Annotated in this window: 24 protein-coding genes; 13 read left to right on the plus strand and 11 right to left on the minus strand. The window is 60.6% G+C overall.

The genetic code is table 11. The features are described 5' to 3' along the window. From BM017_RS03850 to BM017_RS03895, 10 genes are all read left to right on the plus strand, one after another. On the plus strand, positions 1-305 hold a 305-nt coding region (locus BM017_RS03850), incomplete at its 5' end, for an IS66 family transposase (protein ID WP_139216845.1). A gap of 311 nt (positions 306-616) precedes the next feature. Continuing rightward, positions 617-1,924, plus strand: coding sequence for a CitMHS family transporter (locus tag BM017_RS03855; RefSeq protein WP_071490963.1), 1,308 nt, complete (start codon positions 617-619; stop codon positions 1,922-1,924). A gap of 65 nt (positions 1,925-1,989) precedes the next feature. Continuing rightward, a complete protein-coding gene (locus tag BM017_RS03860) occupies positions 1,990-2,757 on the plus strand; it encodes a TerC family protein (protein ID WP_014716354.1) in 768 nt (255 codons plus the stop codon). Positions 2,758-2,969: 212 nt separating this feature from the next. Then, the gene (locus BM017_RS03865; RefSeq protein ID WP_058424447.1) at positions 2,970-4,628 is read left to right on the plus strand and encodes a Na/Pi cotransporter family protein; all 1,659 of its coding nucleotides are present in this window, start codon (positions 2,970-2,972) and stop codon (positions 4,626-4,628) included. A 57-nt stretch (positions 4,629-4,685) separates the two neighbouring features. Further along, positions 4,686-6,071: a M16 family metallopeptidase gene (locus BM017_RS03870; RefSeq protein WP_092241397.1), complete on the plus strand. Its 1,386-nt coding sequence runs from the start codon at positions 4,686-4,688 to the stop codon at positions 6,069-6,071. Positions 6,072-6,139: 68 nt separating this feature from the next. Next, positions 6,140-7,171: a DUF5924 family protein gene (locus BM017_RS03875; protein ID WP_071490961.1), complete on the plus strand. Its 1,032-nt coding sequence runs from the start codon at positions 6,140-6,142 to the stop codon at positions 7,169-7,171. A 54-nt stretch (positions 7,172-7,225) separates the two neighbouring features. Next, positions 7,226-8,374, plus strand: a complete 1,149-nt coding sequence (locus tag BM017_RS03880) for an ABC transporter permease (RefSeq protein WP_071490960.1) — start codon at positions 7,226-7,228, stop codon at positions 8,372-8,374. Further along, a complete protein-coding gene (locus tag BM017_RS03885; protein ID WP_071490959.1) occupies positions 8,371-9,174 on the plus strand; it encodes an ABC transporter ATP-binding protein in 804 nt (267 codons plus the stop codon). Before BM017_RS03880 ends, BM017_RS03885 begins: the two co-directional genes overlap by 4 nt. Before the next feature lies 1 nt (position 9,175). Beyond that, positions 9,176-10,114 carry an MlaD family protein gene (locus tag BM017_RS03890; RefSeq protein ID WP_092241402.1) on the plus strand — a complete coding sequence of 313 codons (939 nt, stop codon included), beginning with the start codon at positions 9,176-9,178 and terminating at the stop codon, positions 10,112-10,114. After that, positions 10,111-10,722 carry an ABC-type transport auxiliary lipoprotein family protein gene (locus BM017_RS03895; protein WP_092241404.1) on the plus strand — a complete coding sequence of 204 codons (612 nt, stop codon included), beginning with the start codon at positions 10,111-10,113 and terminating at the stop codon, positions 10,720-10,722. Before BM017_RS03890 ends, BM017_RS03895 begins: the two co-directional genes overlap by 4 nt. 92 nt (positions 10,723-10,814) lie before the next feature. On the opposite strand, the gene BM017_RS03900 is transcribed toward BM017_RS03895, so the two are convergent. The 5 genes from BM017_RS03900 to BM017_RS03920 form a co-directional block, all read right to left on the minus strand. Then, a complete protein-coding gene (locus BM017_RS03900) occupies positions 10,815-12,044 on the minus strand; it encodes a nucleoside recognition domain-containing protein (protein ID WP_071490956.1) in 1,230 nt (409 codons plus the stop codon). Positions 12,045-12,143: 99 nt separating this feature from the next. Next, entirely contained in the window at positions 12,144-13,475 is a 1,332-nt protein-coding gene (gene gltP, locus BM017_RS03905; RefSeq protein WP_092241406.1) for a glutamate/aspartate:proton symporter GltP, read from the minus strand. A 727-nt stretch (positions 13,476-14,202) separates the two neighbouring features. Beyond that, entirely contained in the window at positions 14,203-14,670 is a 468-nt protein-coding gene (locus BM017_RS03910; protein ID WP_092241408.1) for an inhibitor of vertebrate lysozyme family protein, read from the minus strand. Positions 14,671-14,672: 2 nt separating this feature from the next. After that, positions 14,673-14,837 carry a DUF1328 domain-containing protein gene (locus BM017_RS03915; RefSeq protein ID WP_003170804.1) on the minus strand — a complete coding sequence of 55 codons (165 nt, stop codon included), beginning with the start codon at positions 14,835-14,837 and terminating at the stop codon, positions 14,673-14,675. Between the two features lie 75 nt (positions 14,838-14,912). Further along, entirely contained in the window at positions 14,913-15,197 is a 285-nt protein-coding gene (locus tag BM017_RS03920; RefSeq protein WP_092242367.1) for a hypothetical protein, read from the minus strand. Between the two features lie 378 nt (positions 15,198-15,575). Between BM017_RS03920 and algB the strand changes: the two genes are divergently transcribed. Continuing rightward, positions 15,576-16,922: a sigma-54-dependent response regulator transcription factor AlgB gene (gene algB / locus BM017_RS03925; RefSeq protein ID WP_058424438.1), complete on the plus strand. Its 1,347-nt coding sequence runs from the start codon at positions 15,576-15,578 to the stop codon at positions 16,920-16,922. Between the two features lie 10 nt (positions 16,923-16,932). Next, on the plus strand, positions 16,933-18,720 hold the full coding sequence (locus BM017_RS03930) for a KinB sensor domain-containing domain (protein ID WP_092241410.1): 1,788 nt from the start codon (positions 16,933-16,935) through the stop codon (positions 18,718-18,720). Here the strand turns inward: BM017_RS03930 and BM017_RS03935 are convergent. From BM017_RS03935 to BM017_RS03960, 6 genes are all read right to left on the minus strand, one after another. Further along, complete coding sequence (locus BM017_RS03935) at positions 18,717-19,493, minus strand: N-acetylmuramoyl-L-alanine amidase (RefSeq protein ID WP_092241411.1); 777 nt, start codon at positions 19,491-19,493, stop codon at positions 18,717-18,719. The two genes, BM017_RS03930 and BM017_RS03935, sit on opposite strands and share 4 nt — an antisense overlap. Before the next feature lie 88 nt (positions 19,494-19,581). Continuing rightward, positions 19,582-21,624 carry a GGDEF domain-containing protein gene (locus tag BM017_RS03940; protein WP_092241412.1) on the minus strand — a complete coding sequence of 681 codons (2,043 nt, stop codon included), beginning with the start codon at positions 21,622-21,624 and terminating at the stop codon, positions 19,582-19,584. Next, a complete protein-coding gene (locus BM017_RS03945; protein WP_058424434.1) occupies positions 21,621-22,499 on the minus strand; it encodes an endonuclease/exonuclease/phosphatase family protein in 879 nt (292 codons plus the stop codon). Before BM017_RS03945 ends, BM017_RS03940 begins: the two co-directional genes overlap by 4 nt. A gap of 10 nt (positions 22,500-22,509) precedes the next feature. Then, positions 22,510-23,145, minus strand: coding sequence for a thiol:disulfide interchange protein DsbA (dsbA, locus tag BM017_RS03950; protein ID WP_092241414.1), 636 nt, complete (start codon positions 23,143-23,145; stop codon positions 22,510-22,512). Positions 23,146-23,313: 168 nt separating this feature from the next. Beyond that, a complete protein-coding gene (locus BM017_RS03955) occupies positions 23,314-23,925 on the minus strand; it encodes a c-type cytochrome (protein WP_058424433.1) in 612 nt (203 codons plus the stop codon). Positions 23,926-23,959: 34 nt separating this feature from the next. Beyond that, positions 23,960-24,262, minus strand: a complete 303-nt coding sequence (locus tag BM017_RS03960; protein WP_092241416.1) for a c-type cytochrome — start codon at positions 24,260-24,262, stop codon at positions 23,960-23,962. 192 nt (positions 24,263-24,454) lie between these two features. Between BM017_RS03960 and yihA the strand changes: the two genes are divergently transcribed. Next, complete coding sequence (gene yihA, locus BM017_RS03965) at positions 24,455-25,096, plus strand: ribosome biogenesis GTP-binding protein YihA/YsxC (protein ID WP_076952232.1); 642 nt, start codon at positions 24,455-24,457, stop codon at positions 25,094-25,096. Positions 25,097-25,277 lie beyond the last annotated feature (181 nt).

The raw sequence follows: 25,277 nt of genomic DNA on the forward strand, positions 1-25,277 counted from the left end.
CGCTGGATTACAGCCTTAAACGTTGGGCTGCGTTGAGCCGTTATCTGAACGACGGCACGGTGCCCATAGACAATAACCACCTCGAAAATCAGATACGGCCATGGGCGCTAGGGCGAAAGAACTGGTTGTTTGCTGGCTCACTACGCAGTGGCCAACGCGCTGCTGCGCTAATGAGTTTGATCCAGTCGGCCAAGCTCAACGGCCACGATGCATATGCTTATCTGAAGGACGTTCTTACTCGCCTGCCGACGCAGCGGGCGAGTGAGATTGGGGATTTGTTGCCGCATCGATGGCAACCGACTTAGCTGCGCAAGACGGGATGCGTGGACGCTTACGCAAGTCCCCTCCCACATGTTGATCTACATAAATCCAGAGACTGCGTGCATTCCCTTCGTCACCCGTTTACTCAGCGAAAGCTGGCTGAAAGCTTACCCGTCTAGGATCGCCCCCACTGCCGGCAACAGACCGGCTGTTAACAACAACAATGGTGATTCCCGATGTCCGCCCGTACCCGCCTGTTCGCCCCAACTCCACCCGTACGCCTCGTGCCTTTCGTTCTGCGCTGACCGCCACGCGGTTCGCCATTCCCTAGCCGCGCTACGCCTGGAGTATTCCTATGCTGACTTTCCTTGGCTTTGCCATGGTCATCACGTTCATGTTCCTGATCATGACCAAGCGCCTGTCCGCGCTGATCGCCCTGATCATCGTGCCGATCCTGTTCGCGCTGTTCGGTGGCTTCGCACCCGAGATCGGCCCAATGATGCTGGCCGGTATCACCAAGCTTGCGCCGACCGGCGTGATGCTGATGTTCGCCATTCTGTACTTCGCCCTGATGATCGACTCCGGCCTGTTCGACCCGGCCGTGCGCAAGATCCTCAAAATGGTCAAGGGCGACCCGCTGAAAGTCTCGGTCGGCACCGCTGTACTGGCCCTGGTCGTGTCCCTGGACGGTGACGGCGCCACCACCTACATGATCTGCGTGGCCGCCATGTTGCCGCTGTACCAGCGCATCGGCATGAGCCCACGGATCATGGCTGGTCTGATCATTCTCGCCGGTGGCGTGATGAACATGACCCCTTGGGGTGGTCCGACCGCTCGTGCCGCCAGTGCATTGCATGTGGACCCTTCGGACATTTTCGTGCCGATGATCCCGGCGATGGCCGCCGGTGTGGTCGCGATCCTGGCGATCGCCTACCTGTACGGCAAGCGCGAGCGCGCACGTCTGGGCGAACTGCACCTGCAAGGCGATGAGATCGACCACAGCGAGATCAGCGTCTCCCAATACCCGGACGCCCGTCGCCCGAAACTGATCTGGTTCAACGGCGCGCTGACCTTCGCCCTGATGTGCGCGCTGATCGCCGGCCTGCTGCCGCTGCCGGTGCTGTTCATGGTGGCGTTCAGTATCGCGATGATCGTCAACTACCCGTGCCTGCAGATGCAGAAAGACCGCGTCGCCGCCCACTCCGGCAGCGTACTGGCGGTGGTGGGGCTGATCTTCGCGGCCGGTATCTTCACTGGCATCCTGTCGGGCACCGGCATGGTCGATGCCATGTCCAAGAGCCTGCTGGCGGTCATCCCTGATGCATTGGGCCCTTACCTGGCGGTGATCACCGCACTGGTGAGCATGCCGTTCACCTTCTTCATGTCCAACGACGCGTTCTACTATGGCGTACTGCCCGTACTCGCCGAAGCCGCCAGCCACTACGGCATCACGGCTGCAGAAATGGGACGTGCGTCGATCGTCGGACAACCCGTGCACCTGTTGAGCCCACTGGTACCCTCGACCTACCTGTTGGTCGCTTTGGCAGGTATCGAATTTGGCGATCACCAGCGCTTCACCCTCAAGTGGGCAGTGCTGGTATGCCTGTGCATAATGGTCGCCGCTTTGCTGATGGGGATTATTCCGCTTTTCAGCACTCTATAATCCCAAACACCCAACCGCGCGGCGCTGCAGCTTGCGCGGTTTAACACTCGCTTAAAGGAATACACATGGAATGGCTGACCAATCCGGAGATCTGGATTGCCTTCTTCACCCTGACGGCCCTCGAGATCGTCCTGGGCATCGATAACATCATCATGATTTCGATCCTGGTCAGCCGCATGCCCAAGCACATGCAGGCACGCACCCGGATCTTCGGCCTGGCCCTGGCCATGGTCACGCGCATCCTGTTGCTGTTGTCGATCACCTGGGTGATGCAACTGACCGCCGACCTGTTCGTGGTCTTCGGCCAAGGCATCTCCGGTCGCGACCTGATCCTGTTCTTCGGTGGCCTGTTCCTGCTGTGGAAAAGCTCCCAGGAGATGTACCACGCGCTGGAAGGTGAAGACGAAACCCACGACGAGCCGAAGGGCGCCGGTGGCAAGTTCATCTACACCATCATCCAGATCGCGATCATCGACATCGTGTTCTCCCTGGACTCGGTGATCACTGCGGTCGGCATGGTCTCCCACGTGCCAGTGATGGTCGCGGCGATTGTCGTAGCGGTGCTGGTGATGATGCTGGCGGCCGGCACCATCAGCGAATTCATCGACAAGCACCCGTCGTTGAAGATGCTCGCGTTGTCGTTCCTGCTGGTAGTCGGTACCGTGCTGATCGCCGAATCCTTCGATGTGCATGTGCCAAAAGGCTATGTCTACTTCGCCATGGCGTTCTCGCTGGCGGTGGAAGCGGTGAACATCAAGATGCGCACCGCGATCGCGAAAAAGAAGAAACAGCAGGATCCTGTGAAACTGCGCAAAGACATTCCGGGTCAATAAACCCGAGCCAGACAATTAAGGGGCCTGCACAGGCCCCTTATTTTTATCCGCAAAAAGCTGATTTCATGACAGTTTTATTTCAATCCCCACTTTAGCTATGCGATGCTGGCGCAGAGCGCATTCGCCAACTACAGCTTAAGTACAAGACGTAGAGCGGCACGCGGCAACTTTCCTTCGCTCATTTTCGAGCGCACCCACACGGGGGGCCGAGCATGCTGACCTTGCTCAATCTGCTTTCCGCCGTGACCCTGCTTATCTGGGGCACGCATATCGTCCGTACCGGCATCCTGCGGGTCTACGGTTCCAACTTGCGCCAAGTCATCGGGCAGAACATGTCCAAGCGCTGGCTGGCGTTTATCGCCGGTATCCTGGTGACGGCCATGGTGCAGAGCAGCAACGCCACGGCAATGCTGGTCACGTCCTTTGTCGGCCAAGGCCTGATGGGGCTGATGCCCGCCCTGGCGACCATGCTCGGCGCCGATGTCGGTACCGCGCTGATGGCGCGGGTGCTGACGTTTGATTTGTCTTGGCTGTCGCCACTGCTGATTTTTCTCGGGGTGATCTTCTTCCTGTCACGCAAACAGACGCGGGCAGGGCAGTTGGGCCGGGTGGGTATCGGCCTCGGGTTGATCATCCTCGCACTGCAATTGATTGTGGAAGCGGCCGGGCCGATTACCCACGCCCAGGGCGTCAAAGTCATCTTCGCGTCGCTGACCGGCGACATCCTGCTCGACGCTCTGGTCGGCGCCTTGTTCGCGATGATTTCCTATTCCAGTCTGGCCGCCGTCCTGCTGACGGCCACCCTGGCCGGCGCCGGTGTGATCGGCCTGCACGTGGCCATCGGCCTGGTGATCGGCGCCAACATCGGCAGCGGCGTGCTGGCGTTCCTCAGCACCAGCATGCAGAACGCCGCCGGACGCCAGGTAGCCTTGGGCAGCCTGTTGTACAAATTGATCGGCCTGCTGCTGATCATCCCGGTGCTCGACCCGCTCGTACGCTGGATGGATGGCCTGGACTACAGCGCGCAAGGCATGGTCATCACCTTCCACCTGCTCTACAACGTCAGCCGTTGCCTGATCCTGTTGCCGACCATTGGCCCGATGGCCCGCTTGTGTGCCTGGTTGCTGCCTGAGCGCGAAGAGGTGAACGGCAAGGCCAAACCACGCCATCTGGACCTGGCCGCCCTGGCCACACCCAGCCTGGCACTGGCCAACGCTGCCCGCGAGACCCTGCGCCTGGGCGACCTGATCGACAATATGCTCACCGCCATGCTCGAAGTGCTGCGCGGCAAGCAGACCGCGATCACTCAGGAAATGCGCAGCCTCAGCGATGATGTCGAAGCGCTGTACAGCGCGATCAAACTCTACCTGGCCCAGATGCCCCGGGAAGACCTCAGTGAACATGACAATCGGCGCTGGGCCGAGATCATCGAACTGTCGATCAACCTGAAACTGGCCGGCGACCTGATCGAGCGCATGCTGCGCAAAGTCCAGCAGCAGAAAACCTCCCAGCGTCGTCAGTTCTCCGAAGTGGGCCTGGAAGAACTCACCGGCCTGCACAGCCAGCTGATCGCCAACCTGCGCCTGGGGTTGTCGGTGTTCCTCAGTGCCGACCCGGAAAGCGCCCGCCAGTTGCTGCGCGAGAAGCGCCGCTTCCGCGCTCAGGAACGGCGCCTGGCCCACGCCCATGTCAGCCGCCTTCAGCGCAAGATCGTCCAGAGCCTGGAGACCAGCTCCCTGCACCTGGAACTGATTGCCGATATGAAACGCCTGAACTCGTTGTTTTGCAGCAGTGCTTATGTAGTGTTGGAAACGTCTGACACCGGCGCGCTCTCCGCCGAAGATATTGCCGACATCACACATTCGCCCTGAACGTACGGTGGCCCGTGAAGTCAGTTAAAAATGACCTCACTCGCCAGGAAGCTTGTTATGCGTCGCCTGTTGTTCGCTTGCCTGCTCATGGGATCTGCCCACGCCTTTGCCTTTGACCGCCTGCAAGTCGAGGGCTACACCTTGCCCAACGGCCTGCAATTGTTGCTCAAACCCGGCACCGAACGCGGGCATGTAGCGATCCGCCTGGTGGTCGGTGTAGGCCTGGATGACTTCAACTGCGCAGACAAAGAGCTGCCGCACCTGCTCGAACACTTGCTGTTCAGCGGCATCGACGGCGGTGGCGAAGCCGAGCTGGAAGACCGTATGCAAGCCCTGGGCGGCGAGTGGAATGCCTACACCAGCAACGCCGATACCACCTTTGTGATCGAGGCGCCCGCGCAAAACCAGCGCAAAGTGCTGGACCTGCTGCTGGCGATCATCACCCGCACCGAACTGACCGACGCCAATATCAACGCCGCCAAGCGGGTAGTGGAGCGCGAAGACGGCGGCCACTACTCACACCTGCAACGCCTGTTGGACCGCCAAGACCTGGGCCACACCGCCAGCAACCAATTGGCCGTCGAACTGGGGCTCAAATGCGCCGAGCGCGCCGAGGTCGATCACCTGACCCGCGACCAGCTGGAGAACCTGCGCGCACGCTGGTACGCCCCCAACAACATGACCCTGATTATCGTCGGCGACCTCGACAAACTGCTGCCCGCCTACCTGGAACGCACCTACGGCCAACTCGACCCGGTCGACCCCACTGAGCATCCGACGCTGCCGGAAATACAACACGCCGCTGCCAGCCATCGCGAGTTGATCCACGGCTGGGTCGGCAACAGCGCCAAATTGCACTGGTTATTTCCCGAACCGATGCTGGACGAGGGGCATGATGAAACCTACGACCTGCTCAAGGATTACCTCGACTGGGCGCTGTACCGCCAACTGCGTCTCAAGCACGGTTTGTCCTACGGCCCCTGGAGCGAGCGCGAAGTACTCGGCGGTGTCGGTTTCCTCAGCCTGAATGCCGACTTAGAGCGGGAAAACCTCCCCGAAGCGGAACACGTACTCCAGGACCTCAAGGCCCGACTGCTCAAGGACGGCCTCGACCCAGCGGTATTTGCGCGACTGCAACAAGCTGCCATTGCGCGCCAGGCGTGGGCCGTGCAAGGCAACAGCGCCTTGGCCGACTACTACTGGAGCGCGTCCGGCGATTACAACAACGGCCACTTCAGTGACCCGGCCAAGCGCATCAAGGCCGTGAGCCTGGACCAGACCAACCAGGCCATGCGTGAAGTGTTCAAGCAGCCCGGTTACTGGCGTATCGAAAAACCGCTGCTCAGCTACGACATGCTGAGCTGGATCGGCGCCGCAGTGCTGGGACTGATCGCCTTTGTGCTGATCGGCGTGCGGCTTTATCGCAAACGGATTGCGCAATGAGGCACCGGACAACGGCCTAAGACGTTATTCTGTCTTGGATTTTTTCCTATAAGACTGTGAACCGCCGAATGCCAAACCTGACCCACTTAATCCAGCGCATCCTCGAGCTGATCAAGCGCTACCCAGGGGTGATTGCACTCGGCGGTTTTATCTCAGGCGTGGGCAGCTTCATCCTGGTGGATCGCCAGCAGGGCATGGCCAGCTGGATTGCGGTGATCATGCTGGTGAGCTGGCTGTGGCTGATGCTGGAAAACAGCTTCACCCAGCTGTTCACCAGGATTTTCAAGCGCGAAATCCCCGAACCGCTGTTGCGCTACGCAACCCAGATGATCCACCAGGAAAGTCTGTTTTTCGTGCTGCCGTTCTTTTTCGTCACCACCGCGTGGAACAGTGGCCAATCAGTATTCACGGGCTTGCTTGGCGCGGCGGCGCTGATCTCGATCACCGACCCGCTGTACTACAAGTGGCTGGCGCCCAAGCGCTCGCTGTTCCTTGCACTGCACACCTTTACGCTGTTCGCGGCGCTGCTCACCGCGTTGCCGATCATCCTGCACCTGACCACCGCCGAGAGTTACAAACTGGCCCTCGGCGTGGCCATGGCACTGTCGATCCCCAGCCTGGCGGTAAGCCTGCCGCTGCGTAGCGTCAAAGGCTGGGCGATGCTGCTCGGGGTCACCGCCGCCATCGGCTGCGCCGGGTGGTTCCTGCGCAGTTGGGTGCCTCCGGCCACGTTGTGGATGACCGAAGTGGCCATCAGCACCCAACTGCAGGACCGCACACCAGGCGACGATCTCAAGGAAGTCACTGCCGCCCAACTGCGCAGCGGTGGGTTGTACGCCTATACCGCGATCAATGCGCCGCGTGGACTGGATGAACGCATCTACCACGTGTGGAAATTCAACGGCCAAGAGGTCGACCGCATCGCCCTGGATATCCATGGCGGGCGCAAAGAGGGTTACCGCGCGTGGACCCACAAACAGAATTTCCCGGCCGACGCCGTGGGCCGCTGGCAGGTACGGGTGCTGACCGAAGACGGGCAGGTGATCGGTGTGCTGCGCTTCAAGGTGACGGACTCAGCACAAACGGACAACCCAAAGTAGGCCGTATCGTGCTATTACGTAGGAATTGTGGATAGCCAAACAAGCTCGGAGCTTATGACCCCCCCTACAACGGCCGGCGCAGCCCACCTCGATACGTCCACCACCCCGCCACAACTGCGGATTACGGGGGACTGGACGCTTGCCCATTATGCCAGCCTGAAAAAGCTGTCGGACAAGCTCGACGGCCAATACGACGCCGGCGCGCGCATCGACCTCAACGGCCTCGGCGCCCTGGATACCGCCGGCGCCTCGTTGCTGGTGGAACTGCTGGGACCGACCCGCATCGAGCAGTCCGCCGAGCAGACCGATTGCAGCTTGTCTGCCGCCGACCGCGCGCTGCTCAAGACCGTCTACCGTTCCCTGAATGATTTTTGCGTGCCGGAAAAAGCCCCGGAAGAAGCGGCGGGCATTCAGGTTCTGGCACGTATCGGCCGTGCGGTGGACACGGTCTGGCAGGACACCAAGAAACTCCTGGGTTTCGTCGGCCTGATTCTCGAAACCTTCGCCCGTAGCATCTTGCGCCCCAAGCGCTGGCGCGTGACGCCCATGGTTGCGCACCTCGAACAGGTCGGACTGGATGCCGCGCCCATCGTGGCTTTGCTGACGTTCCTGGTGGGTGCGGTGGTGGCCTTCCTCGGCGCCACGGTGCTCAAGAGCTTCGGTGCGACGATCTTCACGGTAGACCTGGTGGCGTTCTCTTTCCTACGGGAATTCGGCGTCTTGCTCACCGCGATCCTGATCGCCGGCCGCACCGCCAGTGCCTTTACCGCACAGATCGGCTCGATGAAGGCCAACGAAGAAATCGACGCGATCCGCACCCTGGGCCTGGACCCGATGGAGCTGCTGGTACTGCCCCGCGTGCTGGCGCTGCTGGTGGCGCTGCCGATGCTGACGTTCCTGGCAATGCTCTCGGGCATCATCGGCGGCGGCGTGGTGTGCGCGGTGGCCCTGGATATTTCGCCGGCGATGTTCCTCTCGCTGCTGCAATCGGACATCGGCGTGCAGCACTTCCTCGTGGGTATGGTGAAAGCGCCGATCTTTGCGTTCCTGATCGCTGCGATTGGTTGCCTGGAAGGCTTCAAGGTCAGCGGCAGCGCCGAATCGGTCGGTGCCCACACCACCTCCAGCGTGGTGCAATCGATCTTTGTGGTGATCGTGATGGATGCCGTGGCCGCGCTGTTTTTCATGGAGATGGGCTGGTGAGTCGTCTACACCGAGCGCCCAGTGAGGCGGTGATTGAAGTGCGTGGCCTGTGCAATCGCTTTGGCAGCCAGAGCGTGCATGAAAACCTCGACCTGGATTTGTACAAGGGCGAGATCCTCGCAGTGGTTGGCGGCTCCGGCAGCGGCAAGTCGGTGCTGTTGCGCAGCATTGTCGGCCTGCGTCGTCCCAGCGAAGGTGAGGTGCGGGTGTTCGGCAAGAACCTGCCGAGCCTGCCGGAGCACGAACGCTCTTTGGTGGAACGACGCTTTGGCGTGCTATTCCAGAAGGGCGCGTTGTTTTCCTCGCTGACCGTTACCGAAAACGTCGCGCTGCCCTTGATCGAACACGCCGGCCTCAGCCGCCGCGACGCCGAGCACTTGGCCGCCGTCAAGCTGGCCCTGGCCGGGCTGCCATTGTCGGCGGCGGACAAATATCCGGCGTCGCTGTCCGGCGGCATGATCAAGCGCGCCGCCCTGGCCCGCGCATTGGCGCTGGACCCGGACATTCTGTTCCTCGACGAACCCACGGCGGGCCTCGACCCCATCGGTGCAGCGCAATTCGACCAACTGATCCTGACGCTGCGCGATGCGCTGGGCCTGAGCGTATTCCTGGTCACCCACGACCTGGACACGCTGTACACCATTACCGACCGCGTGGCGGTGCTGGCACAGAAGAAAGTGCTGGTGGCCGATGCCATCGATGTTGTCTCGGAAACCGACGACGCGTGGATCCACGAATATTTCCACGGCCCCCGTGGCCGCGCGGCATTGGATGCCGCTCAATCGCTCAACGAGGTATGACATGGAAACCCGAGCCCATCATGTGATGATCGGTCTGTTCAGTGTGATCGTGGTGGTCGGCGCGATGCTGTTCGGCCTGTGGCTGGCCAAGTCCAGCGTCGACAGCGCCTTCCAGGACTACGAAGTGATCTTCAACGAGGCGGTCAGCGGCCTGTCCCAGGGCAGCTCGGTGCAGTACAGCGGGATCAAGGTGGGCGACGTGATCAGCCTGAGCCTGGACCCCAAGGACCCGCGCCGCGTGCTCGCGCGCATCCGCCTGGCCGGGCAGACGCCGATCAAGGAAGACACCCAGGCCAAGCTCGCCCTGACCGGTATCACCGGCACCTCGATCATCCAGCTCAGTGGCGGCACCCCGCAGAGTCCCGAGCTCAAGGGCAAGGACGGCAACCTGCCGCAGATCATCGCCTCGCCATCGCCCATCGCGCGCTTACTGAACAACAGCAACGACCTGATGACCAGCGTCAACCTGCTGTTGCACAACGCCAATCACATGTTCTCCCGCGAGAACGTCGAACGCCTGAGCAACACCCTGGAGAACCTGCAGCAAACCACCGGCGCGATTGCCGACCAGCGCGGCGATATCAAGGTGGTGATGCAGCAACTGATGCAGGTGAGCAAGCAGGCGACTGCGGCGCTGGAACAGACCACCGTGCTCATGCGCAACGCCAATGGCTTGCTCAACGAACAAGGCAAGCAGGCCTTCGGCAGCGCCGAGCAGGCCATGAAATCCCTTGAACAAAGCACCGCGACCATCAACACCTTGCTGACCAACAACAAGGACTCGGTGAACAGCGGCATGCAAGGCCTAAACGAACTTGCGCCGGCCGTGCGCGAGCTGCGCGAAACCCTCGGTTCGCTGCGCGCCATCTCCCGCCGCCTGGAAGCCAACCCCAGCGGTTACTTGCTGGGCAGCGACAAGAACAAGGAGTTCACGCCATGAAGCGTGCTTACACAATGATCGCCCCTTTGGCCCTGGCGCTGGTGAGCGCGTGTTCGATTCTGCCCAAGGCCGACCCTTCGGATGTGTATCGCCTTGCCGCGGCGCAGACCGCCAGCCAGGGCGCGCCGGTCAGCTGGTCACTGCGTGTGAACAAGCCGCAGACCAGCGAGTTTCTCGACAGCCCGCGCATTGCCGTGGTGCCCACTGGCGACCTGATCAGCAGCTATGCGAACTCGCGCTGGAGCGATCCGGCGCCGGTGCTGTTGCGCAACCGCTTCATGGACGGCTTCCAGCGTGATGGCCGGGTGACGCTGCTGAGCACCGATGACACCAACCTGCAGTCCGACTACGAACTGGGTGGGCAATTGCAGGCGTTCCAGAGTGAATATCACGGCGGAGCGGTAGAGGTGGTGATTCGCCTGGATGCGCGGCTGGTACGCGGCAGTGATCAACGGATCGTGGCCAGCCGACGGTTTGAGGTGAGGCAGCCGGTGAGCGACACCAAGGTGCCGGCGGTGGTCGCCGGGTTTGGGCAGGCGGGGGATCAGTTGAATAAGCAGGTGGTGGATTGGGTTGTTCAGCAAGGCAATAGTGCAGCTAAACACTGAGGGCCTCATCGGGGGCAAGCCCCCTCCCACATTTGAATGTGTTCACAGATCAACCTGTGGGAGGGGGCTTGCCCCCGATAGCAATCCGAGCCTTAACCAAAGAACCAATAGCACACCGCAATCGCCGCAACGACGCCGGCCAACTCCGCCAGCAACGCACAGCCCACGGCGTGCCGCGCGCGCTGGATGCCCACCGAGCCGAAATACACCGCCAACACATAGAAAGTGGTCTCGGTACTGCCCTGGATCGTCGCCGCGACCAGTGCAGGGAAGCTGTCCACGCCCTGGGTCTGCATGGTCTCGATCAACATCGCCCGCGCGGCACTGCCGGAGAACGGCTTGACCATCGCGGTCGGCAAGGCATCGACAAAGCGCGTGTCCATGCCCGTCCAGGCGACCACATGGCGTATGCCTTCAAGGCCGAAGTCCAACGCGCCCGACGCTCGCAACACCCCCACGGCGCAGAGCATCGCCACCAGGTACGGCAGCAGGTTCTTCGCCACGTCGAAGCCTTCCTTGGCGCCTTCGACAAACGCCTCGTAGACCTTGACCTTGCGCAGCGCACCGATCACCAGGAACAGCATGATCAGGCCGAACAAGGTGAGGTTGCCAAGGATCGAGGACAGCCCGGCCAGCGCCGTGGCGGAGAGCGTCGCCAACAACGCCATGAAACCACCCAAGACCAGCGCACCGGGGACCAGGTACGCCAGCACCACCGGGTCCCACAGCCGCAGGCGCTGCATGATTGCCACCGAGAGCAGCCCCACCAGTGTGGACGCACTGGTTGCGAGCAGGATCGGCAGGAACACCAGCGTCGGGTCCGCCGCGCCTTGCTGGGCGCGGTACATGAAGATGGTTACCGGCAACAGCGTCAATGAAGACGCGTTGAGCACCAGGAACAGGATCTGCGCGTTACTGGCGGTGTTGGGGATGGGGTTGAGTTCCTGCAAGGCCTTCATGGCCTTGAGCCCGATGGGGGTGGCGGCGTTATCCAGGCCCAGGCCGTTGGCGGCAAAGTTGAGGGTGATCAAGCCGATGGCCGGGTGGCCGGCGGGCACTTCCGGCATCAAACGGCGGAACAGCGGGCCGAGGGCCTTGGCCAGCCAATCGACGATCCCGGCTTTCTCTGCGATGCGCAGAAAACCCAGCCACAGCGTCAGGGTGCCGAACAACAGCACCATGACTTCCACCGACAATTTGGCCATGGCGAAAATGCTTTCGACCATTGCCGCGAATATCCCGGCGTTACCGCCGACCAGCCATTGCGCCAGTGCCGACACCATTGCCACGACAAAGAAGCCAAGCCACAGGCCATTGAGCATCAGTTGAATCCCCCCGAAGAATGGGGCGAATGATAGCGGGGCTGGCAGAAACGACAAACCCCGGAATTTTCCGGGGTTTGTCTTTAAGCCGTCACGCTATCAGCTGCGGGTGGCCTGGGCGGCCGGCGCGGCGGTCTTGGTGCGCCAATGCGGCAGCGAGTTCCAGTAGCGTTCGCCCTTGGCGTCGTCGTACATGCCTTCCCAACGGGAGATCACCAGCACGGCCAAGGCATTGCCGATCACGTTCAGTGCAGTACGCGCCATGTCCATGATGCGGTCGACACCGGCGATGAACGCCAGGCCTTCCAGCGGAATGCCCACGCTGCCCAGGGTGGCCAGCAGCACCACGAAGGACACACCCGGTACGCCAGCGATGCCTTTGGAGGTGACCATCAGGGTCAGCACCAGCATCAGTTGCTGGCCGATCGACAGGTCGATGCCATACAGCTGGGCAATGAAGATCGCCGCGATGCTCTGGTACAGGGTCGAACCGTCGAGGTTGAACGAGTAACCGGTCGGCACCACGAAACTGCAGATGGCTTTCGGCGCGCCGTAGGCTTCCATCTTCTCGATCACACGCGGCAGCACGGTCTCGGAACTGGCGGTGGAGTAGGCCAGTACCAGCTCATCCTTGAAGATGCGCATCAGCTTGATCACCGAGAAGCCGAACAGGCGGGCAATCAGGCCGAGGATCACGAAAGCGAAGAACAGGATGGCGACGTAAACCAGGATCACCAGCTTGGCCAGCGGCAGCAGCGAGGCAAAGCCGAAGTTGGCAACGGTCACCGCGATCAGTGCGAAGACCCCGATGGGGGCGTACTTCATGATCATGTGAGTGACTTTGAACATGCTCTCGGACACGCCCTGGAACATGGTCACCAGCGGCTCACGCAGCTCAGGCTTGAGGCTCGACAAGCCAAGGCCGAACAGCACCGAGAAGAAGATGATCGGCAGCATCTCGCCACGGGCGACGGCGGCGAAGATGTTCGACGGGATCAGGTTGAGGATGGTCTGGATAAACGCATGCTCATGCTGCACTTCGGCGGCGGTGGCGGTGTACTTGGAGATGTCGACGGTACCCAGGGTACTCATGTCGATACCCGCGCCCGGGTGGAACAGGTTGGCCAGCAGCAGGCCGACCACGATAGCGATGGTGGTGACGATTTCGAAGTAAAGGATGGTTTTGACGCCGATGCGCCCGAGTTTCTTCGCATCACCCACACCGGCAATGCCGACGATCAGCGAGGAAATCACAATCGGGATCACGATCATCTTGATCAGGCGGATAAAGATATCGCCCGCTGGCTGCAATACGTTGCTGATCCACCAGGCTTTTTCAGCACTGAAATGGTTAAGCACTGCACCGATTGCGATCCCCAGCACCAAACCGATGAGGATCTGCCAGGCGAGGCTTAGCTTTGCCTTCTTCATGTCATTACCCTTACTTCAAGTGAACTTAAGGCAAATGCGCCAGCCGCAACGCTCGAGAGCGAAAAAGTGTGTGCATCTGCCTCCATGGAAGGTCACCGCAGCATGGCCGAAATGGCTTACTGGCAGGCGAAAAAAGGCGCAACTATTCCCATGCAAGGGTTCGACGTCTAATGCCGTAAACGCCTACCCTATGCCGAATCGGCATGAGATTTTTTAATAATAACTGTCCGAACGGTCAGTTCAAATGTGACATTTTGTCCGACAAAAATGCCGTGAACCGGCCAAACCCGGCTCGCTCAGAGATACGGGACGTCTCTGGGGACCTGGCGGAAATGCCTGAGAATTCCATCATTTAGTGTCGGAAATGTCCTATGGCACCCACGAAAATTTATCGATAGATGGTCTACCCGACACACTAAGTAATGTTTGGAGATGAGCAGAAAAGTGATTTGCGACTAAGGGCGGCATGAACAACGGAAGAAGGAGCGTTAAAGCCCGCCGCAAGTTCAGCAAGCCGATGGCTTGTGAACCTGCGTCGCAGCTTTTCGCCTGACCCGGCCCTTGCGCAGGCACTCCCTGTACCCGTAGGTCGCGCCGATCGCAGGTGATCAGAGCAACCCGGCCCCTTGGTCATGCACCGCCCTTGGCGAGCGGTGCAAACAGAAAGAAGCGAGGGCTTCCTTCTATAGACGCCGGCCCCGCAGACAACACGCGTGTCAGACGGAACCTAGTACCAATTCGGATCTTTCTTCAGCTGCTCCATCAGCAGCTTCTGCATGCCTTCATCCGGTTTACCGATAAAACGGTAATCGGCGTGCCGCGTTGGCGACTTGTCCTTAGGCAGACCGGCCGGGACTTCCACCAACATGGCGTAGGCATCTTCCTTGTCGAGGCTGAAGGCAACGATCAGGCGCTTGTTCAGGCAGGTGTCCGCAGTTTCGCAGAGCGGCCCGACCAGATACTTGTCGCCATCTTCTTCCACGGCATTCATTTGCTCAGCGGTGCCGGACAGGTTTATCACCCATTCCGGCAGGCGCTCTTCTTTCTTCACCACGCCTTGCCAGGTCTCACGGTATTGCGGGTCCGCGCTGAGCAATTCGTTGGCTCGGGACTGGCCGTCGTTGGCAGCCATCGCCAAGCCGCTGCCGCCCAGTAGCAGGGCGACAGTAATGGCTTTGAAGGACAAAGTGGTCATTTTCAGCCTCGGCCGCGACGACCAAAGAAGAAGGAAGCGATGAACATCACCAGGAACACCACAAACAGAATTTTTGCGATACCCGTGGCAGTGCCCGCGATACCACCGAAGCCCAGGACTGCAGCCACAATGGCGATGATCAGAAATGTGATTGCCCAACTCAACATGGTGATTCTCCTTATGCTTCTTTATAGAGGTAACAGCGGTAGTGCTTTGCGGCCACGAAAGTGGCCTTTTGGTGCCTAGAACACCCAACGCTCCTGGGATGGCAGCTCACTCAGGAAAGACTCCTGGTCAACCATCCGCAGTTGCGGGGCTGTTGCATCGGCAGCAACACTGCCAACGGAACGGAAATGGGTCTGGGTCATGGACGGACGTTCAAACTGGGGGATCTGCGGCTGACTCTGCTGCCAATGTTGCAACTGCTGGCCACCGATCAGCGTGACCATCAGGGCCAGGCTGGCAAACAGGCCTTGCTGCAAGCGCAGTGGCGATACACGCAGTTGGCTGAGGCTTTGGCGAGTCATGCTGTTGTTCTCCCGCATTTTGATTATTCGTTGGAAGAGCTATTGCAGAGCGCGTGCCAGTTTTTTTACAAAATAAAACCCAATAAAATCAGATGGTTATGAACTAAAGACTCATGCACCCTCCAGCATCCTGCACGATGCCCCCGTGGATGCCGTGCGAAATGCACGATGGCCAGCGGTCGGGTCGAGGGATAGAAAACGAAGAGGGTGTTGCCGAAGTGGCAAGACGGCATGAAAACGGCATCAGACGGGGCTTTGTAGGAAGTGATGCAGATACCTGCACGACACTGCTATTTATCGATCAGAATAAACCATGCAACTTGCCCGATTATTCCGGGACTAAACACCATCATTCATAGTTTAAGGAGCGCGGGACAGATGGAATCAGCCAAGGAACTTCAAGGCCGCATTCTTTTAGTGGACGATGAGTCTGCGATCCTCCGCACCTTCCGTTATTGCCTGGAAGATGAAGGCTACACCGTCGCCACTGCGAACAGCGCGGCCCAGGCCGACGCCTTGATGCAACGCCAGGTATTCGACCTGTGCTTCCTGGACTTGCGCCTGGGCGAAGACAATGGCCTGGATGTGCTGGCCCAGATGCGAATCCAGGCGCCCTGGATGCGCGTGGTGATCGTCACCGCCCATTCGGCAGTCGATACCGCCGTCGATGCTATCCAGGCCGGCGCCGCTGACTACCTGGTAAAACCCTGCAGCCCCGATCAACTGCGCCTGGCCACCGCCAAGCAGTTGGAAGTGCGCCAACTGTCTGCGCGGCTCGAAGCCCTGGAGGGCGAAGTGCGCCAGCCGAAAGACGGCCTCGACTCTCACAGCCCATCAATGATGGTGGTGCTGGAAACGGCGCGCCAGGTGGCTGGGACAGATGCGAACATCCTGATCCTTGGCGAGTCAGGCACGGGTAAAGGCGAACTGGCCCGCGCAATTCACGGCTGGAGCAAGCGTTCGAAGAAATCCTGCGTGACCATCAACTGCCCCTCTTTGACGGCAGAACTGATGGAAAGCGAGCTGTTCGGCCATAGTCGAGGGGCGTTTACCGGCGCCAGTGAAAGCACCCTGGGCCGCGTCAACCAAGCGGACGGCGGCACGCTGTTTCTCGACGAGATCGGCGACTTTCCCCTCACCTTGCAACCCAAGTTACTGCGGTTTATCCAGGACAAGGAGTACGAGCGCGTGGGCGACCCTGTCACCCGCCGTGCCGATGTGCGCATCCTCGCCGCCACCAACCTGAACCTGGAAGACATGGTGCGTGACGGCCGCTTCCGTGAAGACTTGCTGTACCGCCTCAATGTAATCACCTTGCATCTGCCACCGTTGCGCGAGCGCAGTGAAGACATCCTGACCCTGGCCGACCGGTTCCTGGCGCGCTTCGTCAAGGAATATGCCCGACCAGCACGCGGTTTCAGCGATGAAGCGCGCGAAGCGCTGCTCAACTACCGCTGGCCGGGCAACATTCGCGAACTGCGTAACGTGGTGGAGCGCGCCAGCATCATTTGCCCGCAGGAGAAGGTGGAAATCAGCCACCTGGGCATGGCCGAACAACCTAGCAACAATGCTCCACGCATTGGCGCGGCACTCAGTCTGGACCAGTTGGAGAAAGCCCACATCGGCGCAGTGCTTGCCACCAGCGATACCCTGGACCAGGCGGCCCGCACCCTCGGCATCGACGCGTCGACCCTGTACCGCAAACGCAAACAGTACAACCTGTGAGCTGTACTCTATGAAGTTAGCGATGAAGTTGCGCACTCGATTATTCCTGAGCATCTCAGCGCTGATTACCGTTGCCCTGCTGGGTTTGATCCTGGGCCTGGTAAGTGTCATGCAAATGGCCAAGACCCAGGAGTCCCTGATTCGCAGCAACTTCGTCACCCTGGACCTGGGCCTCAAGCTACGCCAGAGCCTGGGCGATCAATTGATCATGATGCTGGAAGACCGGCCGGACCCAGAGGCGCTGCAATCCTCGGAACGGCGCTACTTCGACCTGCTGGATCAAGGCATTGCCCATGAACAGCGCGACGGTCGCGGGACGGGCTTCAGTCAGGCCCGAGGCCAATATCAGGCGCTGCTGGAGGCCTTTGATCAATCCCAGCAACCGACGCCGCCGCCCGGCGCCAAGGACAAACTCACCGACACCTTCAACACGCTGCGCAATGGCCTGATCGCCGAACACAAGCAGGCTTTGGAAAACATCAGCAACAGCGAGCACAAGTCCCGCGAACGCGCGTTATTGGTCGCCGGATTACTGGGGTTGGTGGGGCTTGCCGTGCTGATCATCGGGTTTGTGACAGCCCATGGCATCGCGCGGCGTTTTGGCGGACCGATCGAAGCGCTGGCCAAAGCGGCAGACAAGATCGGACAAGGGGATTTCGAGGTGACGCTGCCAATCTCCTCGGCAGCAGAAATGAACCAGCTGACCCGCCGCTTCGGCATCATGGCCGAAGCTCTGCGCCAGCATCAGGCGACCAATGTGGATGAACTGCTGGCCGGCCAACAGCGCTTGCAGGCTGTGCTCGACAGCATCGACGATGGCTTGCTGATGATTGACCGCCAAGGCCGCCTGGAGCATCTCAACCCCGTGGCTCAGCGCCAACTGGGCTGGGACGAGGAGCGCCTCGGCCAAGGCCTGGGCGAAGCCTTGTCGCGTCCGGAGCTGGATGAGCAACTGCACCTGGTGCTGCGCGGCGGCAACCTAGAGCGGGCGCCGGAGGATCTGGAAGTGGAGGTCGAGGGCGAACTGCGCCTGCTGACCTACAGCCTGACCCCGGTCAGCCATACCCAGGGACATATTCTCGGCGCAGTGATGGTGCTGCATGACGTGACTGAACAACGCGCCTTCGAGCGGGTGCGCAGCGAGTTCGTACTGCGCGCTTCCCATGAATTGCGTACGCCGGTGACCGGCATGCATATGGCCTTCGGACTCTTCCGCGAACGTGCGAAGTTCCCGGCGGAGTCCCGTGAAGCGGACTTGCTGGATACCGTCAATGAAGAGATGCAGCGCCTGATGCAGTTGATCAACGACCTGCTCAACTTCTCACGCTACCAGAACGGCCTGCAAAAACTCACGCTGGGGCCGTGCGACGTCACCGATCTGCTCGAACACGCTCGCGCACGCTTCGCCGAGCCCGCCAACGCGCAAGATATCGAACTGCTGGTGGAAGCCCAATCCGACCTGCCTCGGCTGTATGCAGACCAGGTCCAACTCGAGCGGGTGCTCGACAATCTACTGGGCAACGCGCTGCGCCACACTCCCGCGGGCGGGCAGATACGCCTGCAGGCACGGCGCCATGGCGAGCGGGTGATCGTCAGCGTCGAGGATAACGGCGAGGGCATCGCCTACGGGCAGCAGGGGCGGATCTTCGAACCCTTTGTCCAGGTGGGCCGCAAGAAAGGCGGCGCCGGCCTGGGGCTGGCGCTGTGCAAGGAAATCGTGCAATTGCACGGTGGCCGCATGGGCGTGTACTCGCGACCGGGGCAGGGCACTCAGTTCTATATGGCGCTGCCGCTCTAGCTTCGGTTCAACGTACGCAGAATGGCTGCACTTTCTGCATCCGGCGTGCCATCGAACAGCGACGGCCGGAAATGCATCTGGAACGCCGCGATCACATGGCGCGTGGCGACATCCAACTCGCCGGTCTGGGGCGTCTGGTAGCCCAGGCGGGCCAGCTCTTCCTGGAACCAGGTGATGCTTGGCAGCTCGGCGGCGTATTGCACCTGAAAGCGCGCAACGGCCTGCGCATCCGGCCAAACGCCCAACCCTTCGGCGGCCAGCCGCTTCCAGGGGAACAGCGGGCCTGGGTCGAGCTTGCGCAACGGCGCGATATCGCTGTGACCAATAATATTCTTGGGGTCGATACCGTTGCGCTTGCTGATGTCCTTGAGCAACACCACCAGGGACTTCACCTGCGCCTCTGAGTAGGGGTACCACAAGCGGCCCGTAGGTGTGTCCTTGTAGCCTGGGTTCACGATCTCGATGCCAATGGAGCTGGAGTTGAGCCAGGTGCGGCCCATCCACTCGCTTTCCCCCGCGTGCCAGGCGCGCTGGCTCTCGTCCACCAGCTTGTAGATGGTGGCCGAGGCGTCGTCGCCGATCAGGTAATGGCTGCTGACCTGACCATGGGTGAGCAATGCCAGCGAGCGTTCAAGGTTGGTCGAGGTGTAATGCACGATCACGAACTGCACGCGGTTGTCGTGGTTCACCGAGGGGTGGTTGGTGTTTAGGCGAGGGCCGCTGGCACAGCCTGCGAGCACAAGGAACACAAAAGCGAAGTACAAGGATTTCATGGCGGTAGACGTTACGCAGAAGACGATAATGCAACAGTGTAACGTACCGATCGCAAGCCAGCGGTCAAATCACAAAATGGAACATTTTTCAGGCAGCCTGTACCTGGTTGCGCCCCGCGGCCTTGGCCCGATACAACGCTTCATCGGCACGCTTGAGCGCAAGATCACTGCGCTCTCCCGGCTGGAACTGCGCCACGCCCATGGACACGGTGATCGTCACCGGCTCGCCCTTGAAGTGAAACGGGCACGCTTCAATCGCCGCACGCAACACCTCGCCCACGGCCAGGGCATCCGCCAGGGATGAGTCGGGCATCAGCAAGACAAACTCTTCACCACCAAAGCGCGCGATAAAGTCGGTCGGGCGCAGGCGCTTGCGCAGCACGTTGGCGATGATCTTCAGCACCTTGTCGCCGGCGAGGTGGCCGTAGCCATCGTTGATACGCTTGAAGTGATCCAGGTCCAGCATCGCCAACGACAGGTTGTTGCCGTGCTGGTGCCAGGTGTTTACCTCATAATCGAGGCGCTCGCTCCAGGCGGCACGATTGGGCAGGCCCGTGAGCGGATCGATCAACGCCTTCTGGCGCTGCACCTCCAGGTGCTCGCGATAGCCCTGGGCTTCCTGCTCCATGTTGGCAACCCGCTCAGCCAGACCTTTGAGGCGTGCCGCCGTCTCCTGCTCGCGCAGGTCGCGCTGCTGCTGATGCTCATCCATGGTACCGAGCAGGCCCTCAAGGTGACTTTCCAACACGTGCTTGAGGCTGTCCAGGTCGGCAGCTTCCTGCACGCTGCTTTGCAGGCCATCGACCTGTTCGCGGATCTGTGTGTCCAGCTCACGGGCGGCGGAGCGGCTGTCGGCATGCCCCTCGCTGGCGACTTGCAAGTGACCCTGAAACGCCTCGAGCCGTTCGTTGAGCTGCTTGAGGTAAGCCTCGAACTCATGCTGGCCGCTGTCGGTGATCGCCAGCATCAAGACTGCCAGATCGTCGAGGATCGGCAGCAGTTCGTACCAGTTCAAACCATGGGCCAGGCGCTCGCGCATGGCTTCGGCCTGGGGTCGGTGACGTTCGGGCAACGAGAGTTCTTCGAGCAGGCCGAGCAGAGTGTCTTCGATGTGCTTGGCCACGGAGCTGTAGGACGGTTCTGGCGAGTCGGGCAGGGCATAGGCTCCATCCGCTTGCAATTCGTCAGGATCAAGCTCTTCTAGCACCGGTGGAAGCGACAAGCTGCCAATGGTGGTCTCATCCGGGGTCTCGACCTGAACTTCAGGCGTTTCGATTAAGGCTGCGAGGGCGCTTTCCGGTGCGGGTTCTTCGTCTTGAGGCTTGGGCTCGACACGCGCTCCGGGTGTTTCAATAGCGTCGGCTCGAGGCGGGGTTTCATAAACGAAGGTTTCGCTGGAGGGCTCGGCCTCCTGGGCGGGGGCTACGGGCTCGATGACCGGAGCGGCGGTTTCTTGAGGCTGCGGCGCAAAGGCACGCAACGCTTGCGTCAGCTCCTCGGATTGCTCGGACGGCTGTGGCTCGACAGCGACTGGCTTGGTCGCCGCAGGCTGCGGGGCCGGTCGGGGGGTCGATTCGTCCGCCACCGCTTCGTTCGCAATGTCCTTGGCGCCGAACAGGCGCTGCAAAAGCCCAGGGCCTGGTCGCGCGGTTTCGCCGTCCGGCTCCAGGTTGTTCAGTGCCTGGCCCTGCAGGCCGCTCAACTCGCTGAGCAACAGCGGGATCTCTCGCGCCTGGCCGACGCGGCCGTCCAACTGCTTGGCGAACGTCTTCAGCGGCCGGGCCACCTCACGGGGCAATGGAAGTTTCTGTAGTTGCGCGACCAGGGAAGTCAGCGCGGTGCTGATCTGGTCGACCCGGGTTTCGCGGCGCTGCTCCGAATCCAGCACGGCTTTTTCCAGGCGCGGCAGCAAGGCGGCGAGGGCGGCGTCCATATCATCGGTACGGACGACGTCGCGCATTTCCTTCATGCATTGGTCGACGGCGCGGTCAGTGCCCTCAGCCGCCAGCGTGCTGCGCACCAGTCCACGGCGCAGCAGGTCGAGGCGGGCAGCCCAGCGGCGTTCGAGTTTTTCCTGTTGCTCGATGCTCTTGAGGTATTTCTCTTTCCAGCGCTGGGCGTCGTCGCTCATGCAAGGGGTCCGCGGGGGCCAGGGCTCAACGCGGGTAATGCATCAGCCGTGAGCGAACCCGGCAGACGAATCTCTACCGCGACCGGCAGGTGATCGGAGATGGGCTGCGCCAGCACCTGCACACTCTCGAGTGTGAGGGTAGGACTGAGCAGGATATGGTCAAGGCAGCGTTGCGGGCGCCAACTGGGAAACGTGGCTTCGGCTTGCGGCGCCAGTAGGCCGAGGTCGCGCAACGGAGAATTCTGCAACAGGTCGCTGGCGTGGGTATTCATGTCCCCCATCAGCACCTGGTGTTTGTAATTGCCAATAAGCTCGCGGATGTAAGCCAGTTGCATCGTGCGAGTGCGGGCGCCCAGTGCCAGGTGCATCATCACGACCACCAAGGCCTCCGGGCCTTCGCCAAAGCGCACGAGGATCGCACCCCGCCCCTTGGGTCCGGGTAACGGGTGATCTTCGATGACTGAGGGCTTCAAGCGACTGAGCACACCATTGCTGTGCTGCGCCAGGCGCCCGAGGTTACGGTTGAGCTGCTGATACCAATAGGGGAAGGCACCCAGCTGGGCCAAGTGTTCCACCTGGTTTATATAGCCGGAGCGCATGCTGCCGCCATCAGCTTCCTGCAGGGCGACAAGGTCGAAGTCGTTCAGCAGGTTGCCGATCTTTTGCAGGTTGCCAGCACGTCCGTTATGGGGCAGCAGGTGCTGCCAGCCACGGGTGAGGTAGTGCCGGTACTTCTCGGTACTGATGCCTACCTGGATATTGAAGCTGAGCAGGCGCAGGCGGCTGTCTGCCGGCAGGCCCGTGGACTCCAGGTGATGTTCATTGACCTGCGGATCATGCAGGCCAACCACACGTTCGGTACCCCAGCGGCGCATGACGGGCCCCTTACTTGGCTGCGCGCTCTTTGGCGATCAGTTGGTCGGCAACATTGAGGGTCTGCTCAGGACCACCGGAAGTGCCCAGGTCGAAACGGTATTTGCCGTTGACGATCATGGTCGGTACGCCTTGCACGCCATACTTCTGCGCCAGCTCCTTGGCCTGCTTGATCTGGCCCTGGATAGCGAAGGAGTTGAAGGTGGCCAGGAACTTGTCCTTGTCGACACCTTGGGTGGCCACGAAGTCAGCCATTTCGTCCGGCTTGGTCAGGCGCTTGCCTTGCTTCTGGATCGCGTCGAATACCGCTTTGTGGACTTTGTGCTCGACACCCATGGCTTCCAGGGTCAGGAACAGTTGGCCGTGGGCATCCCATGGGCCGCCGAACATGGCTGGAATGCGCTTGAAGTTCACGTCCTTGGGCAGTTTTTCAACCCATGGGTTGATGGTCGGTTCAAAAGCGTAGCAATGCGGGCAGCCGTACCAGAACAACTCCACCACTTCGATCTTGCCGGGTTCGGAAACCGGAACCGGATTGGCCAATTCAACGTAGGTCTTACCGGCTTCAAGCGGCACGTCGGCGGCTTGTGCGGTCATGCCGAAGAGGCTGGCAGTGACGAGAGCGGCGCTGAGGATCAGATTACGCATGCTTTACTCCTGGACAAATAAAGTCGCCTCACGCGACCTTTGTTGTGACAGGTCCGCGCGGGCATGAGTTCGTTAGTGTAACGGCACCGGCCACAAAAAAGGGCGGCCTGGGCCACCCTTTTTATGCTTGCATCGCGGGATTAATCGAGTGTTAACGTTGCGTGCACCTCAGTGCAGGCCCTGGATGTAGCTGGAGACCGCCGCAATGTCCTCGTCACTCAGCTTGCGGGCGATGGTGCGCATGATCGCCGCGTCGCCATCGTTGGTGCGCCCGGCCTCTTCCTTACGGAAATCGGTCAGCTGTTTGGCAATGTAGGTGGCGTGCTGGCCACTCAAGTGCGGGAAGCCGGCGGCGGCAATGCCCGCGCCATTGGGCGAATGGCAACCGGTGCAGGCCGGCAGGCCTTTATCCAGGTCGCCACCGCGGAACAGTTTCTCGCCGCGGGCCACCAGTTTCGGATCAGCAGCTCCCACACTGCCTTTCTGGCTGGCAAAATACGCCGCGATGTCTGCCAGGTCCTGATCGCTGAGGTTGGTCAACAAGCCGGTCATTTCCAGGACCGTGCGCTTGCCGGACTTGATATCCTGCATCTGCTTGGTCAGGTAACGCTCGCCCTGGCCGGCCAGTTTGGGGAAGTTCGGTGCCGGGCTGTTACCATCCGGTCCATGGCAAGCACCACATACGGCGGCTTTCGCCTGGCCCGCTGTAGCGTCGCCTGCAGCATGGGCAACACCGGTGATGCCCAAGGTCAACAGCAGACTCACGATCAGTTTGTTCATCAGCTAATCCAACTACGGCTAAGGGGTTTAAGAGTTATCTACCGGGTTTACTCACCATCAATTCAATGATGGCCTGGTAATCCTCAGTACTGCAGTCCATGCACAAACCACGCGGCGGCATTGCCTTGAAACCCTGGGTCACGTGTAGCACCAGCGTGTCCATGCCCTGCGCCAGTCTTGGCGCCCAGGCTGCCTGGTCACCCCGTCTGGGGGCGCTGGGCAACTGGCCGGCATGGCAAGCCACGCAAACTCGGTTGTACACCGCTTCCGGATCCTGTGTAGCCTGAACGCCGTAAAGCGGGACCAGGGCACCGATAGCGAGCAACCACTTGGTCATACGTCGACCATTTCAGGGTTTGAGAGCGTTCTGCGTTCTAATGCGCAATAAAGGTCTATCGCTCCCGTGAACTTCATCCTTCGCTGGGACAAAGCACACACAAAATCTGCGGCATTATATACTGGCGCTACTGAAACGGAAACGACACCGCTTGCCGCACCCTTTCTCGGCACCGCCCACATCGGAAATCTCATGCAACTCAAGAATCCCATCCTCGGCCTGTGCCAACAGTCCACGTTCATGCTCAGCGCCGCCAAAGTTGACCAATGCCCCGATGACGAAGGCTTTGAAGTCGCCTTTGCCGGTCGTTCCAACGCCGGCAAGTCCAGCGCGCTGAACACCCTGACTCACGCGAGCCTGGCGCGCACCTCGAAAACCCCGGGCCGCACGCAACTCCTCAATTTCTTCAAGCTAGACGATGATCGGCGTCTGGTCGACCTGCCGGGTTACGGTTATGCAAAAGTACCTATCCCGCTGAAGTTGCACTGGCAGCGTCACCTGGAGGCTTACCTGGGTGGCCGGGAGAGTTTGAAAGGCTTGATTCTGATGATGGACATCCGCCATCCGATGACCGATTTCGACCTGTTGATGCTCGATTGGGCGGTCGCCAGCGGCATGCCGATGCATATCCTGCTGACCAAGGCAGACAAGCTGACCTACGGCGCGGCCAAGAACACCTTGCTCAAAGTGCAGTCCGAAATCCGTAAGGGCTGGGGCGACGCGATCACGATCCAGCTGTTCTCTGCACCAAAGCGCATGGGCCTGGAAGATGCTTACACCGTGCTGGCCGGTTGGATGGAATTGGCGGACAAAGGCGCGGAACTCGCGGAATAACTTTTCTGCGGGCAAAAAAAACCCCGGACTTCGTATGGGGAGGGGAAGTTCGGGGTTCAAGTTCCGGACCGCTAGGGCGGGGTCCAGATATCTGCCAACACTTAACACAACATAGGAGCATTGAAGGGCTTCACCACCCATTCAGTAACTCTGAGTAGCAGTTCACGGGTTAAGTTCCGGC

It is taken from the genome of Pseudomonas sp. NFPP04 (assembly GCF_900113815.1).
Lineage (GTDB): Bacteria > Pseudomonadota > Gammaproteobacteria > Pseudomonadales > Pseudomonadaceae > Aquipseudomonas > Aquipseudomonas extremorientalis.